Origin of the sequence: Lentzea sp. CA-135723 (assembly GCF_050936595.1) — a bacterium.
In the GTDB taxonomy this organism is placed as follows: Bacteria; Actinomycetota; Actinomycetes; order Mycobacteriales; family Pseudonocardiaceae; genus Lentzea.
This window is the reverse complement of the sequence record NZ_JBNJMK010000001.1, coordinates 4,083,646-4,101,501: the sequence shown is the minus strand read 5'-3', so window position 1 is coordinate 4,101,501 and position 17,856 is coordinate 4,083,646. Positions and strand designations below refer to the sequence as shown.

The window sequence follows — 17,856 nt, the reverse complement described above, 5'->3', positions numbered from 1 at the left end:
TGGTGCCCATGTTCAGCCAGGAGGGGTACCAGCTGAAGCTGGAGTGGGGGCCCGCGGGCGTCGAAGCGCTGCGGGACTGCGACGTGCTGGTGGTCGTGGACGTGCTGGTGTTCACGACGTCCGTCGACGTGGTGGTCGGCAACGGCGGGCAGGTGCGGCCGTTCCTGTTCACGCCCGGCTCGCGTCAGCCGTTGCGACCGGCATCACTCTTGGGAACGACAGGACTGGTCGACGTGCACTCGCCGAACGGATCGCACCTGTGCGCGCTCGCGGCCGAGACAGGCGCGCACGTGCTGGCAGCGTGCCTGCGCAACGCCGCCGCCGTCGCGAAACGGGCGCAGGAGCTGGGGGAGACGATCGGCCTGGTCGCCGGCGGCGAGCAGTGGGGCCTGAACATGGCGAGGACCGGAGGCGGGGTGGCCGGCGGGCTGCGGCCGTGCGTCGAGGACCACCTGGGTGCGGGTGCCGTGCTCTCCTCGCTCGATGGCAAGGCTTCACCCGAGGCGGAGCTGGCGATCGCGGCGTTCCGGGGTGTCGACGTCGTGCAGGCCGTGCGGAACTGCGGGTCGGGACGGGAGCTGGTCGAGCACGGGCACGCCGCCGACCTGGAACTGGCTGTGCAACTAGGGGTGAGCGACGCGGCGCCCATGATGGTCGGCGGAATCCTCCAGTGATCGAGATCGCGGACGGCGTGTTCGTCCGGCGGCACACCGAACTCGACCTGACGCTCGGTCTCGTCGTCGGCTCGGGGGACTCGTTGCTGGTCGACTCCGGCATGGATCCGGCGCTCGCGAACGAGGTCCGGCCGTCGCGGATCGTGTTGACGCACAACCACTTCGACCACGTGCTGGCGACCGGGGCGTTCCTGCCGTGCGAGGTGTGGGCGCACGAGGACTGCGTGGTCGACGAACGCGTGCTCGCCGAGCGCGCGAAGTACTACGACGAGCCGTTCACGGGGACGCTCGTCGCGCCCTCGCACACGTTCCGCGACACCGTGACGCTCGACGTCGGCGGCCGCCGGGTCGACCTGCACCACTTCGGGCCCGCGCACACCGCGCACGACGTGGTCGTGCACGTGCCGGACGCCGGGGTGGTGTTCGCGGGCGACCTGGTGGAGCAGGGCGCGCCCGCGCAGGCAGGGCCGGACGCGACGCCGTCGAACTGGCGGCACGTCCTCGACCTGCTGCTGGAGCTCGAACCACGGGTAGTGGTGCCGGGCCACGGTGACCCGGTCGACGCGCGGTTCGTGCGGGAGATGGCTATCCCGGGGGCCAGCTGAGGCCGCGGCCGCCGAGGACGTGGCAGTGCACGTGGAAGACGGTCTGGCCGCCGTCCCTGCCGGTGTTGAAGACGAGGCGGTAGCCGGACTCGTCCACGTTCTCGGACTTCGCGACCTGGTGCGCGGTGGCGAGGATCTGCCCCGCGAGCACCGGGTCGACGTCACCGATCGCGGTGTGGTGCTCCTTGGGGATCACCAGCACGTGCGTGGGCGCCTTGGGGTCGATGTCGCGGAACGCGAGCGTCGTGTCGGTCTCCGTCACCACGGTCGCCGGGATCTCGCCCGCGACGATGCGGCAGAACAGGCAGTCGGTCACAACGGCATCGTATTGGTCCCGTTGGGCTCTGTTGTTCTTGCCCGGCAGCGATAAATCATGACGGCATGAAGGGCACCAAACTGCAGGTCATCGTCCGGTGCCTCATCAGCTTCGCGATCGGCGTGCTGCTCGTGGTCCTCGCGATCCGCTTCGGTGAGGCGCTCTGGCGCGCCGTCCACTGAGCAGGCTCAGCGCACGAAGCAGAACTCGTTGCCCTCGGGGTCGCGCATGACCTGGAAGCTGCCCTTCTCGTCGGTGTGCACGACACCGTCCCGCGTGGCGCCGAGACTCACCGCCTTCACCACGGCGGCCTCGATGTCGTCGACCTCGAAGTCGAGGTGGAAGCGGTTCTTCACGTCCTTGCGCTCCGGCACCGGCTGGAACGACATCCGCACCCCGCCCGGCGGTTCGACGTGCGCCCACCCGTGCTCGCGCTCGACCGGCTCACCGCCGAGCAGTTCGGCCCAGAACCGCACCAGCCGCGCGGGTTCGTTGCTGTCGAGGACGATCTGTTCGAGCCTCACGTCACCACCAGGTTCTCTCGTGCCCAGCCACAACACAGGTCGAGCAGCCCGAGCACCTTGCGCCCCTGCTCCGTCAGCTCGTACTCGACCCGGGGCGGGTTCTCCTCGAACACCTCACGCGAAACCGTGCCTTCGCGCTCCATCGTCCGCAACGTCTCGGCGAGCACCTTGGCCGTCACGCCGGGCATCCCGCTCCGCAACTCCCCGAACCGCAGTCGCCCGCCTTCGAGCCCCCGCAACACGTGCGCGGTCCACCGACCACCGATCTGGTACGGCAGGTCATGCGTGCATCGCACCTGCTCACCCCCGATATCGTTGCGGAAACCGGCCACCCGAACCCTACCTTCGCGGCCATGACGAAGATCGTTGTTTTCGGAGCGTCCGGCAATGCCGGCCACCAGATCGCCACCCTCGCCCAGACCAGAGGCCACGAGGTGACCCGCGTCGGCCGCGTTCCGGGCCTGACGGCGGAATCAGCTCACGGCCACGACGTGGCGGTGAGCTCTGTCGTGGACCTCGCCCGCGACCCGGCCGAGTTCTACCGCGAGGCCGCCCACGCCCTGACCACGTCCGGGGTCGGCCGCATCATCGTGGTCGGCATCTACACCCTCCTGGAAACGGCGCCGGGCGTGCGCGTGATCGACGACCCGGACTTCCCGGCCGAGCACCGCCCGTTCTGCCTGGGCCACGCGGCGGGCGTCGAGGTCCTGGCCGCCTCCGGCACCGACTGGCTGGTGATGAGCCCGGCGGGCAACTTCGGCGGCACGCCCACCGGCCGTTACCGGGTGAGCGGGGTCGACCCGTCCGACGCGTTGACCTATGAGGACTTCGCCCTGGCCGTGGTGGACGAGATCGAGGCGCCGGCCCACCGCCACACGCAGATCGGCATCGCGTCCGCGTGACCCACCTCACGAGAAAGGGCCGAGCGCTGATGCACTCGGCCCTTCGTCAGAGCGGGCGACGGGAATCGAACCCGCGTAGCTAGTTTGGAAGACTAGGGCTCTACCATTGAGCTACGCCCGCATTGCGGCCCCTGTCCGGGGCTGCGATCAATACCTTAGCGGGTGGCGGTAAGCTAGGTACAACCGGGGCGTGGCGCAGTTTGGTAGCGCACCCGCTTTGGGAGCGGGGGGTCGCAGGTTCAAATCCTGTCGCCCCGATTCGAGGCCCTGACCAGCGTGAATCGTTGGTCAGGGCCTTTCTCGTTCAGCGCGTAGACCTTGGTGACCCCCCGCTTTTGGGGTCACGTGACCAGGTAGCGGCTGGCCCAGGCCGTCAGCACCTTCGCCACGTAGTCGGCGTCCGCGCGGTTCGTCAGCAGGTGGTCCGCCCCGTCCAGCGACACGAACGACTTCGGGTGGCGCGCCAGGTCGAAGATGATGCGCGCGTTGTCGATGCCGACGGTGTCGTCCTGCGGCGAGTGCATGACGAGCAGGGCGCGGTCGAGGCCGGAGATGCAGGCCGTCTGGTTCTGCCTGCCGATGTCGAGCAGGAAGTCGTTGCTGATCCGGAACGTGCGGCCGGCCAGCACCACCTCGGCCACGCCCTGGGTCTCGATCTGGTCCTTGGACGAGCCGAGGAGGTGTCCGAGGTGCGCGGTGTCGGCAGGGGCGCCGATGGTGACGACGGCCTTCACCTCCGGGACGCGGTGGGCGGCGGCCAGGACGGCGGCGCCGCCCAATGAGTGTCCGATGAGGACGCTCGGGGCGCCGATGGTGTCGCGGAGGTGGTTGGCGGCGCAGACGAGGTCGTCGACGTTGGACGTGAAGGTGGTGTTGGCGAAGTCGCCGCCGGACTGGCCGAGGCCGGTGAAGTCGAAGCGGAGCACGGCCACGCCTCGTTCGGCCAGGCTGCGGGCAGTGCGGCTGGCGGCCACCGAGTCCTTGCCGCAGGTGAAGCAGTGGGCGAAGACCGCTGTCGCCGTCACGTCGCCCTGCGGCAGCTCGAGCCTGCCCGCGAGGGGCTGGCCGTCGAGGCCCGCGAAGACCGCTTTCCGGTTGTCCATGCCCTCTATGGTGCGTCACGTGCGCTATCAGTACCTGGACGACCGGTTGCGGCAGGCCTTCGACGACGCCGGGCTCGACCGCGGGCAGCGCGCGTTGTTGCAGGGGGTGTTGCGGGCGCTCGATCCCGACGCGCACCTGGGGGAGCACGTCGCGGGGCTCAACAGCGCGTATCTGGCCGTGACGCGGGCCAGGACGGCGTTGGAGAGCCACGCTGCCGAGGACCAGCCGCGGTGGAACCTGTTGCGGCGCGTCATCGCCACGTCGATCGCCTGCATGGACGCGGCCAAGCCCGCCTACGCGCACGGGGGTGGGCTGGAGCTGGCCAAAGCGCGGCGGGTGCTCGTGCAGGTCGACGCGGAGATCGCCAAGGAGGGGCAGAAGGTCGATCCACTGGTCACGGCGGCGGCCGCGGCGAAGCTCGATCCCAAGGCGTTGCGCAATGCCGTGCGGAAGTGGATCGGTCCACTGTGGAGCGGAGTCGAGCTGCCGCTGCGGGCGCGGATGATCGCCGAGGTGGCGGTGGTCGTGGCGGTGCACGGCAGGGACGGGCGGCAGCTGCGCGCGGATCTGTTGCGGTGGTTGAAGAAGCGCGACCGCGATCTCGACGACGTGCTGTGGCCGGTTAGGCAGAAGCACGTGGTGGCGCTCGTCGTGCGGGGTGCGCGGGTGCTGCGGCACCTCGACGAACTCCTCCCGCAGGCACGGCAGGAGCCGTTGCACCGCAACAGGTTGCCGAAGGACGACTTCCTGAAGGACGCCGTCACCGGGTCGTCGGTGCTGGTGCGGCTGCCGGTCGAGGCGGCGGACGTGCACACGGCGGCGTTGCGAGGGCGCAGGGTGCTCAGCGAGGTGCTCGACCAGTACGCGGCGGGGGAGCGGCTGACCGAGCTCGACATCGCACCGGTGTGGCAGGTCAGCGGGCCCGGCGGGCGGGTCACCCGCGGCACCGAGCACCAGCGGACGGTCGGCAACGCCTACCCGCTCACCGCGTACTGGCCGGAGGAGCTGCGCAGCGCGATGCGGGTGGCGAACCTCGCCCGGCAGGTGGACGCGCCGATGGCCAGCGCCGGGCTCGCGTGGAGCGCGCTGGAGGCGACGGGGCTCGACCCGAGCAAGATCCCGTGGCTGGCCAAGGCGTGTGCGTTGCAGATGCTGCGGCAGCACCTCATCAGCCTGCACGTCGTCGTCACCAACCACGACACCGAGCTGCGCAAGCCGTTGGACGCGCACGTGCCGACGACCGGGGTGAAGCACCACCTGAAGTCGGTGGACGCGTGGCTGGAGGCGCTCATCCCGCACAACCGCCCGAACGACCACCTCGAAGCTGCCCAAAAGGCCATCACCGCGCTCGCGGAGAGCGAGGGCGGGCTGGTGCAGGACCTCACGGAGCTGTGGCAGGCGCGGCTCGCGGACTCGAAGGTGCTCGCCGGCTGGATCAAGGAGCAGGAGGACACGGCGGCCGCGTTGCTGGAGTGGCTCTACGTGACGAGGAACCTGGCGTTCCACGCCGGACGGTTCGCCTCGCCCGCCGACACGCTCACCGCTCACGCCGGGCAGGCCGTCGCGGACCTGACGCTCGAGTTCCTCGGAAACTGGCGAACTGTGGAAAGAAGAGCCCAGACGCGGCAGAGCCGGCAGGAGACCTCCGCCGTGGAGATCTACCGCCGGCTCGCGCAACGGGAAGATCAGCTGGTGGCCCGGCTCAAGCGGGCGGGGTCCGTCCGCAGGCTCAGCGTCGAGGACATCTCCGGCCCCGATGAGAAGTGGTGGTCCCGCGGTAAGAGTTGAGGACGGAAGTTACGGCTTGGCCTTGGTGAGCCAGTCCTCGACGCGGTCGGGGTTGGCCTCGACCCACCGCTTCGCCGCCTCGTCCGCCGACATCTTGTACTTCGCGATGAACGACGCGACCGTGTCCTGCTCGTCGTTGCTCCACTGGAAGTTCTGGACCAGCCGGGCAGCGGGGCCGCGCTTGTCCATGAACTTCTTGGAGGCGATCTTGTCGAGCTCGTAGCGCGGGTAGTCGCACGCCACCTTCGCGGCGTCCGCGTCGCAGCCCGCGGTGTACTCGGGCAGGTCGACCTTGACCAGCTCGATGTCGAGGTGGAGCCACTGCGGCTCGAAGAAGTAGCCGATCAGCGGCGTCTTCTTCTCCTCCGCCTGCCGGAACGCCTTGATCGACGCCTGCTCGCTGCCCGCGTAGACGACCTTGTAGTTGAGGTTCAGGTTCTTGACCAGGGCCTCGTCGTTGGTCACGAACGACGGGTCGCCGTCGAGCACCTGGCCCTTGCCCTCGGACTGGGGCGTCTTGAACTTGTCCGCGTACTTGTTGAGGTTCTGCCAGTTCGTGATGTCCGGGAACTCTTTCTTCATCCACGGCGGCACGTACCAGCCGATCACGCCCTTGTTGCCGGTGGGGCCGACCCGGACGGCGGTGCGCTTCTCGTCGATGAACTTCTGCTTCAGGTCCTCGTGACCCCAGTTCTCCAGGATCACGTCGATCTCGCCTGAGTCGAGGCCCTGCCAGGCGGTCTGTTCGTCGACCTCCTTCTTCGTCACCTTGCAGCCCAGCCGCTTCTCGGCGAGGTACGCGACGACCGCCGCGTTGGCCTCGTAGCCGACCCAGGGGTTGACCGCGATGGTGATGGAGTCGCAGGGCTCGGTGGGTGCTGCCGAGCTGGAGCGCGGTGACGCCGTTGATCCGCTGCCACAACCGGCAATTGTCAACACGAACGTCATTGCCAGAGCGATTCTGGGGGCTTGCACGAACAGCTCCTCATCGGGGGGAGAGGGCGGTGCAGAAGACCGCTCAGTTCAGCTTTTCCCCTTCGATCAGACTGCGTCAAGTCATGGGATGATCCGCTGTCCACAAGGGATCAGATCTGTATCAGACCTTGACCGTACTCGTGCGAAGGTCAATGCTGTCGCGCATCGAGAAACGGTGTGCGCAGTCCGCAACAGGTCGGAGTGGTTTGGCGTGGATCCCGTGATTTCGGTCAGGGACCTGTGGAAGGTGTTTGGCCCCAACGCAGCCCAAGTGGTGGCCTCGGACGAGCTCAAAGCGCTGTCACGGCAGGATCTGATGGACCGCACCGGTTCCGTCGCCGCTGTGCGAGGAGTCGACTTCGAGGTCGCTCCCGGTGAGATGTTCGTGGTCATGGGATTGTCCGGTTCGGGCAAGTCCACACTGGTCAGATGTCTGACGCGGTTGGTGGAGCCCACCGCGGGCACGATCATGTTCGAAGGCGAGAACATTCTCGAGGCGGACGCGAAACGCCTGCGCGACCTGCGCAGGAACAAGTTCTCCATGGTCTTCCAGCACTTCGGTCTGCTTCCGCACCGGACGGTGACGGACAACGTCGGTTACGGCCTGGAAATCCGCGGGGTACCGCGGGCGAAACGCGGAGAACGGTCACAGGAGGTAATCGACCTCGTGGGACTGTCCGGATATGAGAAGTCCTATCCGGATCAACTCTCCGGCGGTATGCAGCAACGCGTCGGTCTCGCGCGCGCACTCGCGGGCGACCCCGACGTCCTGTTCTTCGACGAACCTTTCTCGGCGCTCGACCCGCTGATCCGGCGCGACATGCAGTCCGAGGTGATCAGGCTGCACCGCGAGGTCGGCAAGACGATGGTCTTCATCACCCACGACCTGAGCGAGGCGCTCAAGCTGGGCGACCGCATCCTGATCATGCGCGACGGCAAGGTCGTGCAGGTCGGCACCGGTGACGAGCTCGTCGGCGCGCCCGCGGACGACTACGTGCGCGACTTCGTGAAGGACGTGCCGCGCTCGCACGTGCTGACCCTCAAGTGGATCATGCGGCCGCCGCGTCCCGACGACGACCTGGACGGGCCGGAGCTCGCGCCGGAAACCGTTGTGCGGGAAGCGGTGCGCAGCGTGCTGAGCGCCGACAAGCCGGTGAAGGTCGTGCGGGACGGCGAACTGCTCGGCGTGGTCGCGGACGAGGAGATCCTCGGGGTCGTGGCCGGGGAGGCGTGACATGGTCGCCGTCGCCGCCTCTTCCGGGCACCAGCCGCGCCTGTTCCAGTACAAGAAGTCGCTGATCTTCGGCGGGATCCTCCTCGCCTGGCTCGTGCTGTGGGTCGTGCTCCGCAACGTCGGCACGCTGTCGCTCGGCGCCGCCGACCTCACCCCGCTGCACCGGTGGGTCAACAGCGTCAACGACGCCGTGGGCGCGTCCAGGAACTCCAACCCGCTGTTCCTGTACTTCTTCAACGAGATCCGGCTCGTCATCGACGAGTTCGTGACGTTCATCCAGGCCCTGATCGCGCAGCCGTCGTTCGGCAGGCCCGTGCCGGTGATCGGCTGGCTCGGCGTGGTCGCGATCGCCGGGTTCGTGAGCCTCGTGGTCGCCGGCTGGCGCGTCGCGCTGCTGGCCGTCGCGGGCTTCGTCTTCCTGGGGCTGCAGGGTTTGTGGCAGGAGAGCATGGACACGCTCTCGCTGACGCTCGCCGCCGTCGTGATCTCGTTGCTGATCGGCATTCCGCTGGGCATCTGGGCGGGGCTGTCCGACCGGGCCCACCGGGTGCTGACGCCGGTGCTCGACTTCATGCAGACGATGCCGACGTTCGTGTACCTGGCGCCGCTCACGCTGTTCTTCCTGATCGGGCCAGCCAGCGCGACGATCGCGACGCTGATCTACGCGGCGCCGCCCGCGATCCGGATCACCGCGCATGCCATCCGCTCGGTGCCGCGCAACACGGTCGAGGCGAGCGAGTCCCTTGGCGCGACCCAGAAGCAGACGCTGGTGAAGGTGCTGCTGCCGTCCGCGCGCAAGACCATCGTGCTCGGCGTCAACCAGACGATCATGGCCGCGCTGTCCATGGTCACGATCGCCGCGCTGATCGACGCGCCGGGTCTCGGCAAGACCGTCGTGAAGGCGTTGCAGACGCTCGACGTCGGCACGGCGTTCAACGCCGGTCTCGCGATCGTGGTGCTGGCGATCGTGCTGGACCGCGTCACGACGGCCGCGACCGAACGCCGCAAGCTGCCACGTTGGGCGTTGTTCGGCGGTGCCGCCGTCACGGCCGTGTGCGTGTACCTCTCGTACACCTACCTGTGGGCGGCGGAGTTCCAGTCGGACGTGGAGATCGGCAGCTCGATCAACAAGGGCGCGACCGCGGTGACCGAGTGGGCGCAGGACTCGCTTCCGGTGCTCACCGGCGGTTTCAAGGACTTCGTCACGTTCGCGTTGATCAACCCGCTGCAGGCGCTGCTGGCCGAGTCGCCGTGGTTCCTGGTGGCGCTGGTGATCGTCGCGGTGTCGTTCATGATCGGCGGTGTGCGGCCGGCGGTCATCTCGGCGGTGTGCGTCGCGCTGCTGATCGCGACGGGCCTGTGGCAGGACTCGATGATCACGCTGGCGTCCACCCTGGTCGCCACGATCATGGTGATGCTGCTGGGCATCGTCGTCGGTGTCTGGATGGGACGCAGCAGGCGGGCCGACCGGTTCATCCGCCCGGTGCTCGACGCCGCGCAGGTGATGCCGGCGTTCGTCTACCTGGTGCCCTTCCTGGCGTTGTTCTCCGCGTCGCGTTTCACCGCGATCATCGCCGCCGTCGTGTTCGCGGCCCCGGTGGCGATCAAGATCATCGCGGACGGGATCCGCGCGGTGTCGCCCGCGACCGTCGAGGCGTCGACGGCGCTGGGGTCGAGCTCGTGGCAGACGATCGTGAAGGTGCAGCTGCCCATGGCGCGCGGGGCGTTGACGCTCGCCGCCAACCAGGGACTGATCTACGTGCTCTCGATGGTCGTCGTCGGCGGTCTCGTCGGCGCCGGCGCGCTCGGTTACGACGTCGTCGCCGGGTTCTCGCAGGGCCAGTTGTACGGCAAGGGGCTCGCGGCCGGTGTCGCGATCGTCGTGCTGGGCGTGATGCTCGACCGCCTCACCCAGGCGGCCGCCAAGCGGTGGACCAACTAGGAGGTCTGGAAAGTGGCAAGGCACAGCGTGCTGGGAGCGGTGCTCGTCGGAGCACTCGCTTTGGCTGGTTGCGGTGGCGCCAAGGTCGGTGACACCTCCTCGGGTGCGACCGGCGACTGCGGCACGTTCAACCTCGCGGTCAACCCGTGGGTCGGCTACGAGGCGAACGCCGCCGTTCTCGCGTACGTGGCCGAGAAGGAGCTGGGCTGCAAGGTCACCAAGAAGGAGCTCAAGGAAGAGGTGGCCTGGCAGGGCTTCGGCACCGGCGAGGTCGACGCCGTCGTCGAGAACTGGGGTCACGACGACCTGCGCAAGAAGTACATCGACGAGCAGAAGTCCGCCGTCAGCGCGGGGTCCACCGGTGTGAAGGGCCAGATCGGCTGGTACGTGCCGCCGTGGCTCGCCAAGGAGCACCCCGACGTCCTGGACTGGAACAACCTAAACAAGTACGCCGAGCAGTTCAAGACGTCCGAGTCCGGCGACAAGGGCCAGCTGCTCGACGGCGACCCGTCGTTCGTGACCAACGACGAGGCTCTGGTGAAGAACCTGAACCTCAACTACAAGGTCGTCTACGGCGGCAGCGAGACCGCGTTGATCCAGGCCTTCCGCCAGGCGGAGAAGGACAAGAAGTGGGTCATCGGCTACTTCTACTCGCCGCAGTGGCTGCTCAACGAGGTCAAGCTGGAGAAGGTGAAGCTGCCCCCGTACGCCGCGGGCTGTGACGCCGACGCCGAGAAGGTCGCCTGCGACTACCCGGACTACGACCTCGACAAGATCGCCTCCAAGAAGTTCATGGACGCCAACGGCCCGGCCGCCCAGCTGGTCAAGAACTTCAAGTGGACCAACGAGGACCAGAACACCGTGGCGAAGTTCATCGCCGAGGACAAGATGAAGCCCGAGGACGCCGCCAAGAAGTGGGCGGAGGCCAACGCCGACAAGATCAAGGCGTGGCTGCCGGCCAAGAGCTGACGCCGCGACGCCGCAGGGGGTGTGGTTCCTGGACGAGAGGAACCACACCCCCTGCGGCTACCCGGCATCACGCAGCCCGCGGCCCGGCGGGGACCTCGGGCTCGTGCCGGTGTGTCATGCGGTGCCACCACGAGCGGGGCTTGCCGCCGTTGCGGTAGAACTCCCGCGCCCGGCGTGCGTCCTCGCGCAGCGCGGTCTGCCGGTAGTCCATCTCCGCCTTGATCGCTTCGGGCGTCCACTCCATCTGGGACTCACTCCTCAGGTCGTTTTCTGACAACGCCGAGAGTGCTCCTGAGGGACGGCCCGTCACATCGGACGATCACCTAAGGCACCGCCGCGAACCCCTTACCCGGGCCGGTCGCGGGCGTGCGAGAGGTGCCGTGCGACCGAGTAAGGGCACGGCCGAACGGTGCAATCGGACACAGCGGACTTTCCTGATCCGGTCTGGTTTGCTTAGGTCTGCTGAGCTCCGCGAACGCAGGCGGGGCCTTGGGGGACTTGGGGGATCAGAGGCATGCCCTTTTCCAGATCACGCGCGGCCGTGCTCGGCATCGCCGCCGCGACGCTGGCGGTGCTGGTTCCGGGGGTGGCGCACGCGCAACCGCCCGGCAACGACGACTTCGACTCGGCGACGGTGATCAGCGCCCTGCCGTTCTCCGTCGAGGGGGACGCGAACTCGGCCACGCGAGCGGTCGACGACCCGGTCATGGACTGCAGCCACCGCGACGTGAAGGCCTCCGTGTGGTTCCGCTACACGGCCGCCGAGGACGGCGTGCTGCGGTTCGGCACCACGGACGCCGGCGACAGCCTGCCCGTCAGCGTCTACACCGGCGGACGCGGCGACCTGCGACGTCCCGGAGGCGACGACGACTGCGCGTGGGACGCGGGGAGGCCGGCGAGCGTGCGGGTGACCGCGGGCACCACGTACCACCTGCTGGTCAACGACGGCAACAACTCCGGCCGCCCCTTCCGGCTGTCGGTCGAGCAGGTGCCCGTTCCCGCCAACGACGACTTCGCCGCCGCGCAGGTCGTGACGTCACTGCCCTTCACCTCGCAGGGGGTCGACCTCACGGCGGCGTCCGCGGAGCCCGACGAGCCCTTCGGCACCTGTGCCTGGGAAGGCGCTCCTTCGGTCTGGTACCGCTACACGCCGCAGCAGAACCAGTTCGTGCTCACCGAGGGCGCCTATGTCACCACGTACGAGGGGGCGACGTTCGAGGACCTGCGAACGCGCACCTGCGCCAGGGGCTCCGACTTCGACGCGCGGGTGGTCGAGCTGACCGCCGGCAGGACCTACCACTTCCAGCTGGCGGGGTCGGCGGCGCCCGCGTCGCTGAAGCTGTCGGAGGCGCCGGAGCTGCTGACGTTCCTGAACGTGCCCTTCGGCGACCGGTCGATCTACGACAAGCCGACCACGTTCACCGTCGGGCACTCCTACGACTACAACTCCCCGGTCACCACCGAGTGGGACTTCGGTGACGGCACGACCCTGCCCGCGACCGGTGTCAAGGAACAGCAGCACCACTACGCCGCCGACGGCACGTACACGGTGATCCTGCGGTCGAAGTCGGAGGACGGGCGGGTCGCCTCGCTCAAGCAGAACGTCGTGGTCAAGACGCGCGACGTCGGCATCACGTCGTTCCGGACGCCGGCCGTCACCATCCCCGGCAGGCCGGTGACGCTGACCGTCGGGCTCGCGAACCACCGGTACGCGGCGAGCCCGCGCGTCGAGTTCTACCGCAGCGACAACGCCTCGAGGTGGAAGTTCATCGGCGAGAAGACGGTCGACATGGCGGCGGACAGCACCACCGACGTCTCGACGACCTACCGGATCACCACCGAGGACGCGGCGGTCGGCAAGGTGTCGTTCCGCGCCGTGGTGTTCCTCTCGGACCGGGACTCCCGCCAGGACAACGAGGTCACGTCGATCCCGACCACCATCAACCTGGTCAGCCCCGCCGCCGCGCACGACGCCGGCATCACGAAGTTCACCGCTCCGGTCACGGCCGCGGCCGGTGAGCGGAAGGCGATCACCGTGCAGGTGCGCAACGACGCGTTCGCCGAGCGGGCGGTCGTCACGTTCACCCGGCTCGACCGCTTCTCCTGGCAGCCGCTCGGCGAGCAGACCGTCGACCTGCCCGCGTCCACCACGATCGACGTCCCGTTCGCCTACACCTTCACCGAGGAGGACGCGCGGATCGGCAAGGTGGCGTTCCGCGCGACCGTGCGCCTGACGTCGTCCTCCGACGCCCGAGCCGCGGGCGACGACGTGATCGCGGTCGCCACCACCGTCGGACCGTCGGCGACCGCCGCCGTCCTGAACTGATCTGGGGGGATCATGAGAAAGCTCCTGCACGTTCCGCTCGCGGCCCTCGCCGCGGCCGTGATCGCGACGCTCGCACCCGGCGTCGCGCTCGCGGCACCGGCCGGCGACGACTTCGACGCCGCGACCGAGATCACCGCGCTGCCGTTCACCGGCACGCTCGACACCACCGGGGCCACCCGGAGTGCCGACGACCCGTACGCGTGCGACAACTACGGCTACCAGACGACCTGGCTGCGCTACACCGCGCAGGCCGACGGGTTCGCCCGGCTGCAGCTGCAGAGCGACCGCAGGTACGCGTCCTTCGCGGTGCTCACCGGACAGCGCGGGGCGTTGACCGCGGTGCCGGGCAGCTGCAGTTCCACGCCGGAGAGCACGTTCCGCGTCACGGCGGGCACCACGTACCACGTGATGGTGCGGGAAGGGAGCCCGTGGGAGAGCGGTCCGCTCACGCTCAGCCTGCGCACGGTGTCGGCCGAGCCGAACGACGCCCGCGCCGCGGCGAAGGTGACGACGCTGCCCGCCACGCACACCGGTGACCTCCGCCTGGCGAGCGCCGAACCCGGTGAGCCGTCGCCGAGCTGCAACGCGCAGGCGACGCAGTCGGTCTGGTACCGGTACACGGCGACCCGCACCCGGTACGTCAGCGCGGCCTCCGTGTACGGCACGGTCACGGTGCACCGCGCCACCGATCTGTCCGAACTGGACTGCGCAGGCGGCACCGAGCACTCCGTGTTCGCCGCGACCGCGGGCGAGAGCTACCTGATCCGCGTCGCGAGCTCGACGCAGAACGCCCGCGACTTCAAGCTCGACATCGGCACGGGAAGCCCGCTCGCCCCGCAGGTCAGCTGGTTCGCGGGCCGCTACGGTCTCCCGCCGGCGGGCTACGACGTGCAGTTCTCGTTGTACGCGGGCGACCGGCACAACCGGGAGCTGGTGAGCGGCACCCTCTCGTTCGGCGACGGCACGTCGGTGCCGGTGCAGGGCAGGAACTACACGCACCGCTACCAGCAGGACGGCGTCTACCAGGTCACCGTGTCCGGTGCGACCGTCGACGGCCGCACCGGCACCGCGACGACGACCGTGCGGGTCGAGACGCACGACGTGGCGGTCACGAACGTCGTGGCACCCGCCGCGGTCACGCCCGGCCAGACGAAGCAGGTAGAGGTGGCGGTGACGAGCCGGGCGCGGACCGAGGAGGTCAACGTCTGGTTCTACCGGGTCGGCCAGAACGGCGGGAGCGACGAGCTGATGGGACAGCTGACGCAGCAGGTCTCGCCGGGCACGACCACCGCGTTCCCGTTCGCCTACACCTTCACCGCGAAGGACGTGGCGGGCGGGAAGGTGACGTTCCGGGCGGTCGCGTCGTTCACCACCATCGGGATGCTGGACGCGACGCCGGCGGACAACGAGGCGCAGGCCGTCTCGGTCGTGGGTCCGGCGCAGGCCTGAAGCTCGAGACACCGCAGGGGGTGTGGTTCCTGGACGACAGGAACCACACCCCCTGCGGCTTTCCGCCGAAACCCCGGTCAGTTGACCAGGGCGCTGCCTCCCGCCGCCGGGCGGACGGACGTGGTGGTGGCGCGGGCCTCGTTGTCGTCGCCCTTGTCGTCACCGTTCCAGCCGAAGCCGCTCACCTCGGCGCGCGCCCGGAACGTCACCTGGCCCGCCGTCGCGTCCTCCTCCCGGTAGGAGTAGGCGAACGGGAACCCGGTCCGTCCCTGCGCCGACGCCGTGACGCGCTGGGTGAGGCTGCCGATCGTCCGCTCCTGCTCGCCGTTCGCGCCGACGCGGTAGAGGGTGACGGTGACGTCCTCGTCGTGGCGGGTGTTCGCCACGGACACCTTGATCGGCTTGGTCTGGCCCGCCCGTGCCGAGGCCGGGACCGACAGGCCCGCCACGGCCACGTCGTGCGTCCTGACCTGCACCGTCCGCGTGGTCGTGGCGGTGCGGCCGTCCGCGACCGAGGCGGTGGCCGTGACCCGGTAGTCGCCGTCCCTGGTGAACCGGTGCTTGACCTGGCCTCCGTCGGCGCGCAGGACAGTGCCGTCGCCGAGGTCGATCGTGGCGCTCGTCATCGGCAGGTAGTTCGGGTCGCCGACGTGCACGCCGAACGTGGTGTCGCTCAGCACGGTCGGCCGGTCCGGCCAGGTGGACAGGTTGGCGACGATGTCAGGGGCCGTCCGGAACTGGACCTGGACCTTGTCGGCCTCCGTCGCTGACGTGGCCGCCCTGATCAGGTAGGTCTCGTTGGCGGCTGCCGGGAACAGCGCCTTGGAGTACCGCTGCGCGCACGCCAGTTCGGCCGTCTCGCCCGCCCGGTGGACGCTGATCACGGTCCCGGAGACCTCGACGACCTTGGCGCGGGCCGGGGTGTAGCGGTACCAGACCGACCGGGTCGCCGTGGTGTCGCAGGTCGGCGGGGTCTCACCCGGTTCGGCCGTGGCGAGGGTGAGGTCGGGTTGCTGGGTGCTCGGCACCTGCACCGCCGTCGCCGTGGCCTGGGCGTCGTTCGGTTCCGGCGTGGCCTGCCGCAGCGTGAACGACAGCGGGCCGCTGTACTGCTCGTCGTAGTCGACGACCATGAAGTAGTACGTGGTGCCCGCCTTGGCGTGCACGGTGTAGGAGCCGTCCTGGACGCACGCGTTCGGCTCGATGCCGAGGGCGCCGCGCTGTCCGGTGTAGACGGCGAGCATCGAACCGAAGGTGCCCCTGCGGGCCGAGACCCGCAGCAGTCCGTCGGCCGGCGCGGTGTACTTCTGCCACACCGAGCCCTGGCCCCAGAAGTAGCAGGGGTTCGGGTCGTCCTCGGCCTTGGTCGAGCCGGTGGTGTCGAGGGTCGCGCTGTGCGGCAGCGCGGTGATCTCCGCGGCGGTGTCGAAGTCGTCACCGGCCGGTGCGGCGTGGGCCACGGCGGGTGCGAACACCGCGGCGACGGCGAGTGCGATGGCGGTCAAGCCTGCCCGTCTGAACATGTCTCCCCCTCGTCAGTTCGCGGTGGCGGCGGCGGAGGTGGTGGCGGGACGGACCGTCGTGGCGGTCGAGATCGCCTCGTTGTCCAGCGGCAGCGAGTCCACGGCCGGGTACGGCAGCGAGAGGGTGGCGCGGAAGTTCGCCTTGCCCCTGACCGCGTCCTCCGCCGTGAAGGTGTAGGAGAACGGGAAGGTGACCTTGCGGGTCGGGTGGGCGGGCACGTCGAGCGAGAGCGTGCCGATCGACTGCCACCCGTACTCACCCCACTTGTAGAGCGTGACGGTGGTGCCCTTCTCCAGGTAGCGGGTGTTCGTCACCTGGACGTTGACCGGCTTCGCCTCGCCCGCCCTGGCCGACCCCGGCGTGGCGAACTTCGCGATGCCGACGTCGTGCGTCTTCACCACGAAGGAGGAAGAGGAGGTCGCGGTGCGGCCGTCCTCGGACGTGGCCTTGACCGTGACGGTGTAGCTGCCGTCCTTGCTGTAGCGGTGCGACTTCGCGGTGTCGGTGCTCGGCGGCAGCACCGTGCCGTCACCGAAGTCCCACTCGGTCCGCACCGGCTGGTTGTACTGGTTCTGGTGGTAGACCGAGAGGTTCACGTCCCGGAAGGTCGACTGCTCGTCGAAGACGCGGGACAGGCTCGTCTGCAGCGGGGACGCCTCCGACAGCCGCAGCGTCGCCGTGTCGGACGAGTAGAAGCTGTACTGCAGCTGCAGGCGGTACGTCTTGCCGGCGACGAACTGGAAGGACCTGCCGTCGTAGTAGCTGGGGTTGACGCAGCCGAGGTTGCGCAGGTCGGTGAGCGACGAGCCCTCGTACACCCCGAGAACGGGACCGGAGTTGTTGATCTGGCCGTGGACCCACTGCGTGGTGGCCGGCGTGTAGGAGTACCAGACCGTGGGCGTGCCTTCGCGGACACCGGGGCACGCCGTGGTCCACGGCTCGTCCTGCTCGGCGCTCGCGAGCGTGAAGTCCGGCTGGGGCGTGGTGAACGGCAGCGACGTCACCGGCTGCGCGTCGGCGAAGTTGTCGTTGGCCACCGGGGCCATCCGCCGCAGGGACATCTTCAGGGTGGCGCCGCGGCCGTCGTAGCCGTCGGCCGCCATGAAGTAGTAGGTCTGGCCGGCGGTCATCCGGAAGGTGAACGGGTTCGAGGGGCCGGAGCACCCGACGGACCGCAGGTCACCGCGGGTGCCGCTGAGCACCGACAGCTTCACGTCGCGGTCGCTGCCGACGGCGTCGACGCGGTAGATGCCGTCCTCGGTCGCGGTGTGGTGGAACCAGACGGACCCCTCGGCCGGCCACTGCACGCAGTTGGCCGGGTCGTCGAGCGCCCTGGTGGCCTCGGTCCGGTCGACCTGCGTGGTGAACGGCAACGAGGTGATCGGCGTCGAGGCGTCGAAGTCGTCGTTGGCGGGTGGTGCCGCGTGAGCGACACCGGGTGTGTTCATCCCCAGCGCGAGCGCGGCGACCACCGCGATCGGTCTCCAAGAAGGCATGCGAAATTACCCCCACGTTCCCCAGTAC

At 69.1% G+C, this 17,856-nt stretch carries 17 protein-coding genes and 2 tRNA genes; 10 read left to right on the top strand and 9 right to left on the bottom strand.

All coding sequences use genetic code 11. The features are described 5' to 3' along the window. Positions 1–8: 8 nt before the first annotated feature. Both ACQEU1_RS18215 and ACQEU1_RS18210 read left to right on the top strand, forming a co-directional pair. Complete coding sequence (locus tag ACQEU1_RS18215; protein WP_433202714.1) at positions 9–674, top strand: 2-phosphosulfolactate phosphatase; 666 nt, start codon at positions 9–11, stop codon at positions 672–674. Next, positions 671–1,279, top strand: a complete 609-nt coding sequence (locus tag ACQEU1_RS18210) for an MBL fold metallo-hydrolase (RefSeq protein ID WP_433202711.1) — start codon at positions 671–673, stop codon at positions 1,277–1,279. The genes ACQEU1_RS18215 and ACQEU1_RS18210 overlap by 4 nt, the downstream gene beginning before the upstream one ends. Here the strand turns inward: ACQEU1_RS18210 and ACQEU1_RS18205 are convergent. From ACQEU1_RS18205 to ACQEU1_RS18195, 3 genes are all read right to left on the bottom strand, one after another. Beyond that, entirely contained in the window at positions 1,260–1,595 is a 336-nt protein-coding gene (locus ACQEU1_RS18205; RefSeq protein ID WP_433202708.1) for a histidine triad nucleotide-binding protein, read from the bottom strand. The genes ACQEU1_RS18210 and ACQEU1_RS18205 overlap by 20 nt on opposite strands. A gap of 188 nt (positions 1,596–1,783) precedes the next feature. Then, on the bottom strand, positions 1,784–2,119 hold the full coding sequence (locus ACQEU1_RS18200) for a VOC family protein (protein ID WP_433202705.1): 336 nt from the start codon (positions 2,117–2,119) through the stop codon (positions 1,784–1,786). Beyond that, on the bottom strand, positions 2,116–2,415 hold the full coding sequence (locus ACQEU1_RS18195) for a winged helix-turn-helix transcriptional regulator (RefSeq protein ID WP_433202702.1): 300 nt from the start codon (positions 2,413–2,415) through the stop codon (positions 2,116–2,118). Before ACQEU1_RS18195 ends, ACQEU1_RS18200 begins: the two co-directional genes overlap by 4 nt. 57 nt (positions 2,416–2,472) lie before the next feature. On the opposite strand from ACQEU1_RS18195, the gene ACQEU1_RS18190 reads away from it, so the two are divergent. Continuing rightward, on the top strand, positions 2,473–3,021 hold the full coding sequence (locus ACQEU1_RS18190) for an NAD(P)-dependent oxidoreductase (RefSeq protein WP_433202699.1): 549 nt from the start codon (positions 2,473–2,475) through the stop codon (positions 3,019–3,021). Positions 3,022–3,071: 50 nt separating this feature from the next. Here the strand turns inward: ACQEU1_RS18190 and ACQEU1_RS18185 are convergent. Then, positions 3,072–3,142 (bottom strand) — tRNA-Gly (locus ACQEU1_RS18185). Between the two features lie 63 nt (positions 3,143–3,205). On the opposite strand from ACQEU1_RS18185, the gene ACQEU1_RS18180 reads away from it, so the two are divergent. Continuing rightward, positions 3,206–3,279 (top strand) — tRNA-Pro (locus ACQEU1_RS18180). An 83-nt stretch (positions 3,280–3,362) separates the two neighbouring features. On the opposite strand, the gene ACQEU1_RS18175 is transcribed toward ACQEU1_RS18180, so the two are convergent. Further along, entirely contained in the window at positions 3,363–4,124 is a 762-nt protein-coding gene (locus tag ACQEU1_RS18175) for an alpha/beta hydrolase family protein (RefSeq protein WP_433202696.1), read from the bottom strand. Between the two features lie 19 nt (positions 4,125–4,143). Here ACQEU1_RS18175 and ACQEU1_RS18170 point away from each other — a divergent pair, with 19 nt between their 5' ends. Then, on the top strand, positions 4,144–5,913 hold the full coding sequence (locus tag ACQEU1_RS18170) for a hypothetical protein (RefSeq protein ID WP_433202693.1): 1,770 nt from the start codon (positions 4,144–4,146) through the stop codon (positions 5,911–5,913). Between the two features lie 9 nt (positions 5,914–5,922). On the opposite strand, the gene ACQEU1_RS18165 is transcribed toward ACQEU1_RS18170, so the two are convergent. Then, the gene (locus ACQEU1_RS18165; protein ID WP_433202690.1) at positions 5,923–6,861 is read right to left on the bottom strand and encodes an ABC transporter substrate-binding protein; all 939 of its coding nucleotides are present in this window, start codon (positions 6,859–6,861) and stop codon (positions 5,923–5,925) included. Positions 6,862–7,204: 343 nt separating this feature from the next. Between ACQEU1_RS18165 and ACQEU1_RS18160 the strand changes: the two genes are divergently transcribed. Genes ACQEU1_RS18160 through ACQEU1_RS18150 form a run of 3 tightly spaced genes read left to right on the top strand, consistent with a single transcriptional unit; the run spans position 7,205 to position 11,033 of the window. Beyond that, complete coding sequence (locus tag ACQEU1_RS18160; RefSeq protein ID WP_433202687.1) at positions 7,205–8,122, top strand: quaternary amine ABC transporter ATP-binding protein; 918 nt, start codon at positions 7,205–7,207, stop codon at positions 8,120–8,122. Between the two features lies 1 nt (position 8,123). Next, positions 8,124–10,064 (top strand): ABC transporter permease, encoded by a 1,941-nt coding sequence (locus tag ACQEU1_RS18155; RefSeq protein ID WP_433202684.1) that lies wholly within the window; start codon positions 8,124–8,126, stop codon positions 10,062–10,064. A gap of 12 nt (positions 10,065–10,076) precedes the next feature. Then, complete coding sequence (locus tag ACQEU1_RS18150) at positions 10,077–11,033, top strand: glycine betaine ABC transporter substrate-binding protein (protein WP_433202681.1); 957 nt, start codon at positions 10,077–10,079, stop codon at positions 11,031–11,033. Between the two features lie 67 nt (positions 11,034–11,100). Here ACQEU1_RS18150 and ACQEU1_RS18145 read toward each other — a convergent pair whose 3' ends face one another. After that, on the bottom strand, positions 11,101–11,277 hold the full coding sequence (locus tag ACQEU1_RS18145) for a hypothetical protein (RefSeq protein WP_433202678.1): 177 nt from the start codon (positions 11,275–11,277) through the stop codon (positions 11,101–11,103). Between the two features lie 270 nt (positions 11,278–11,547). On the opposite strand from ACQEU1_RS18145, the gene ACQEU1_RS18140 reads away from it, so the two are divergent. Both ACQEU1_RS18140 and ACQEU1_RS18135 read left to right on the top strand, forming a co-directional pair. Continuing rightward, positions 11,548–13,359 (top strand): PKD domain-containing protein, encoded by a 1,812-nt coding sequence (locus ACQEU1_RS18140; protein WP_433202675.1) that lies wholly within the window; start codon positions 11,548–11,550, stop codon positions 13,357–13,359. 12 nt (positions 13,360–13,371) lie between these two features. Beyond that, complete coding sequence (locus tag ACQEU1_RS18135) at positions 13,372–14,808, top strand: PKD domain-containing protein (RefSeq protein ID WP_433202672.1); 1,437 nt, start codon at positions 13,372–13,374, stop codon at positions 14,806–14,808. A 77-nt stretch (positions 14,809–14,885) separates the two neighbouring features. On the opposite strand, the gene ACQEU1_RS18130 is transcribed toward ACQEU1_RS18135, so the two are convergent. Both ACQEU1_RS18130 and ACQEU1_RS18125 read right to left on the bottom strand, forming a co-directional pair. Further along, positions 14,886–16,331 (bottom strand): PKD domain-containing protein, encoded by a 1,446-nt coding sequence (locus ACQEU1_RS18130; protein ID WP_433202669.1) that lies wholly within the window; start codon positions 16,329–16,331, stop codon positions 14,886–14,888. Between the two features lie 12 nt (positions 16,332–16,343). Next, positions 16,344–17,828 carry a PKD domain-containing protein gene (locus ACQEU1_RS18125; RefSeq protein WP_433202666.1) on the bottom strand — a complete coding sequence of 495 codons (1,485 nt, stop codon included), beginning with the start codon at positions 17,826–17,828 and terminating at the stop codon, positions 16,344–16,346. Positions 17,829–17,856: the final 28 nt, after the last annotated feature.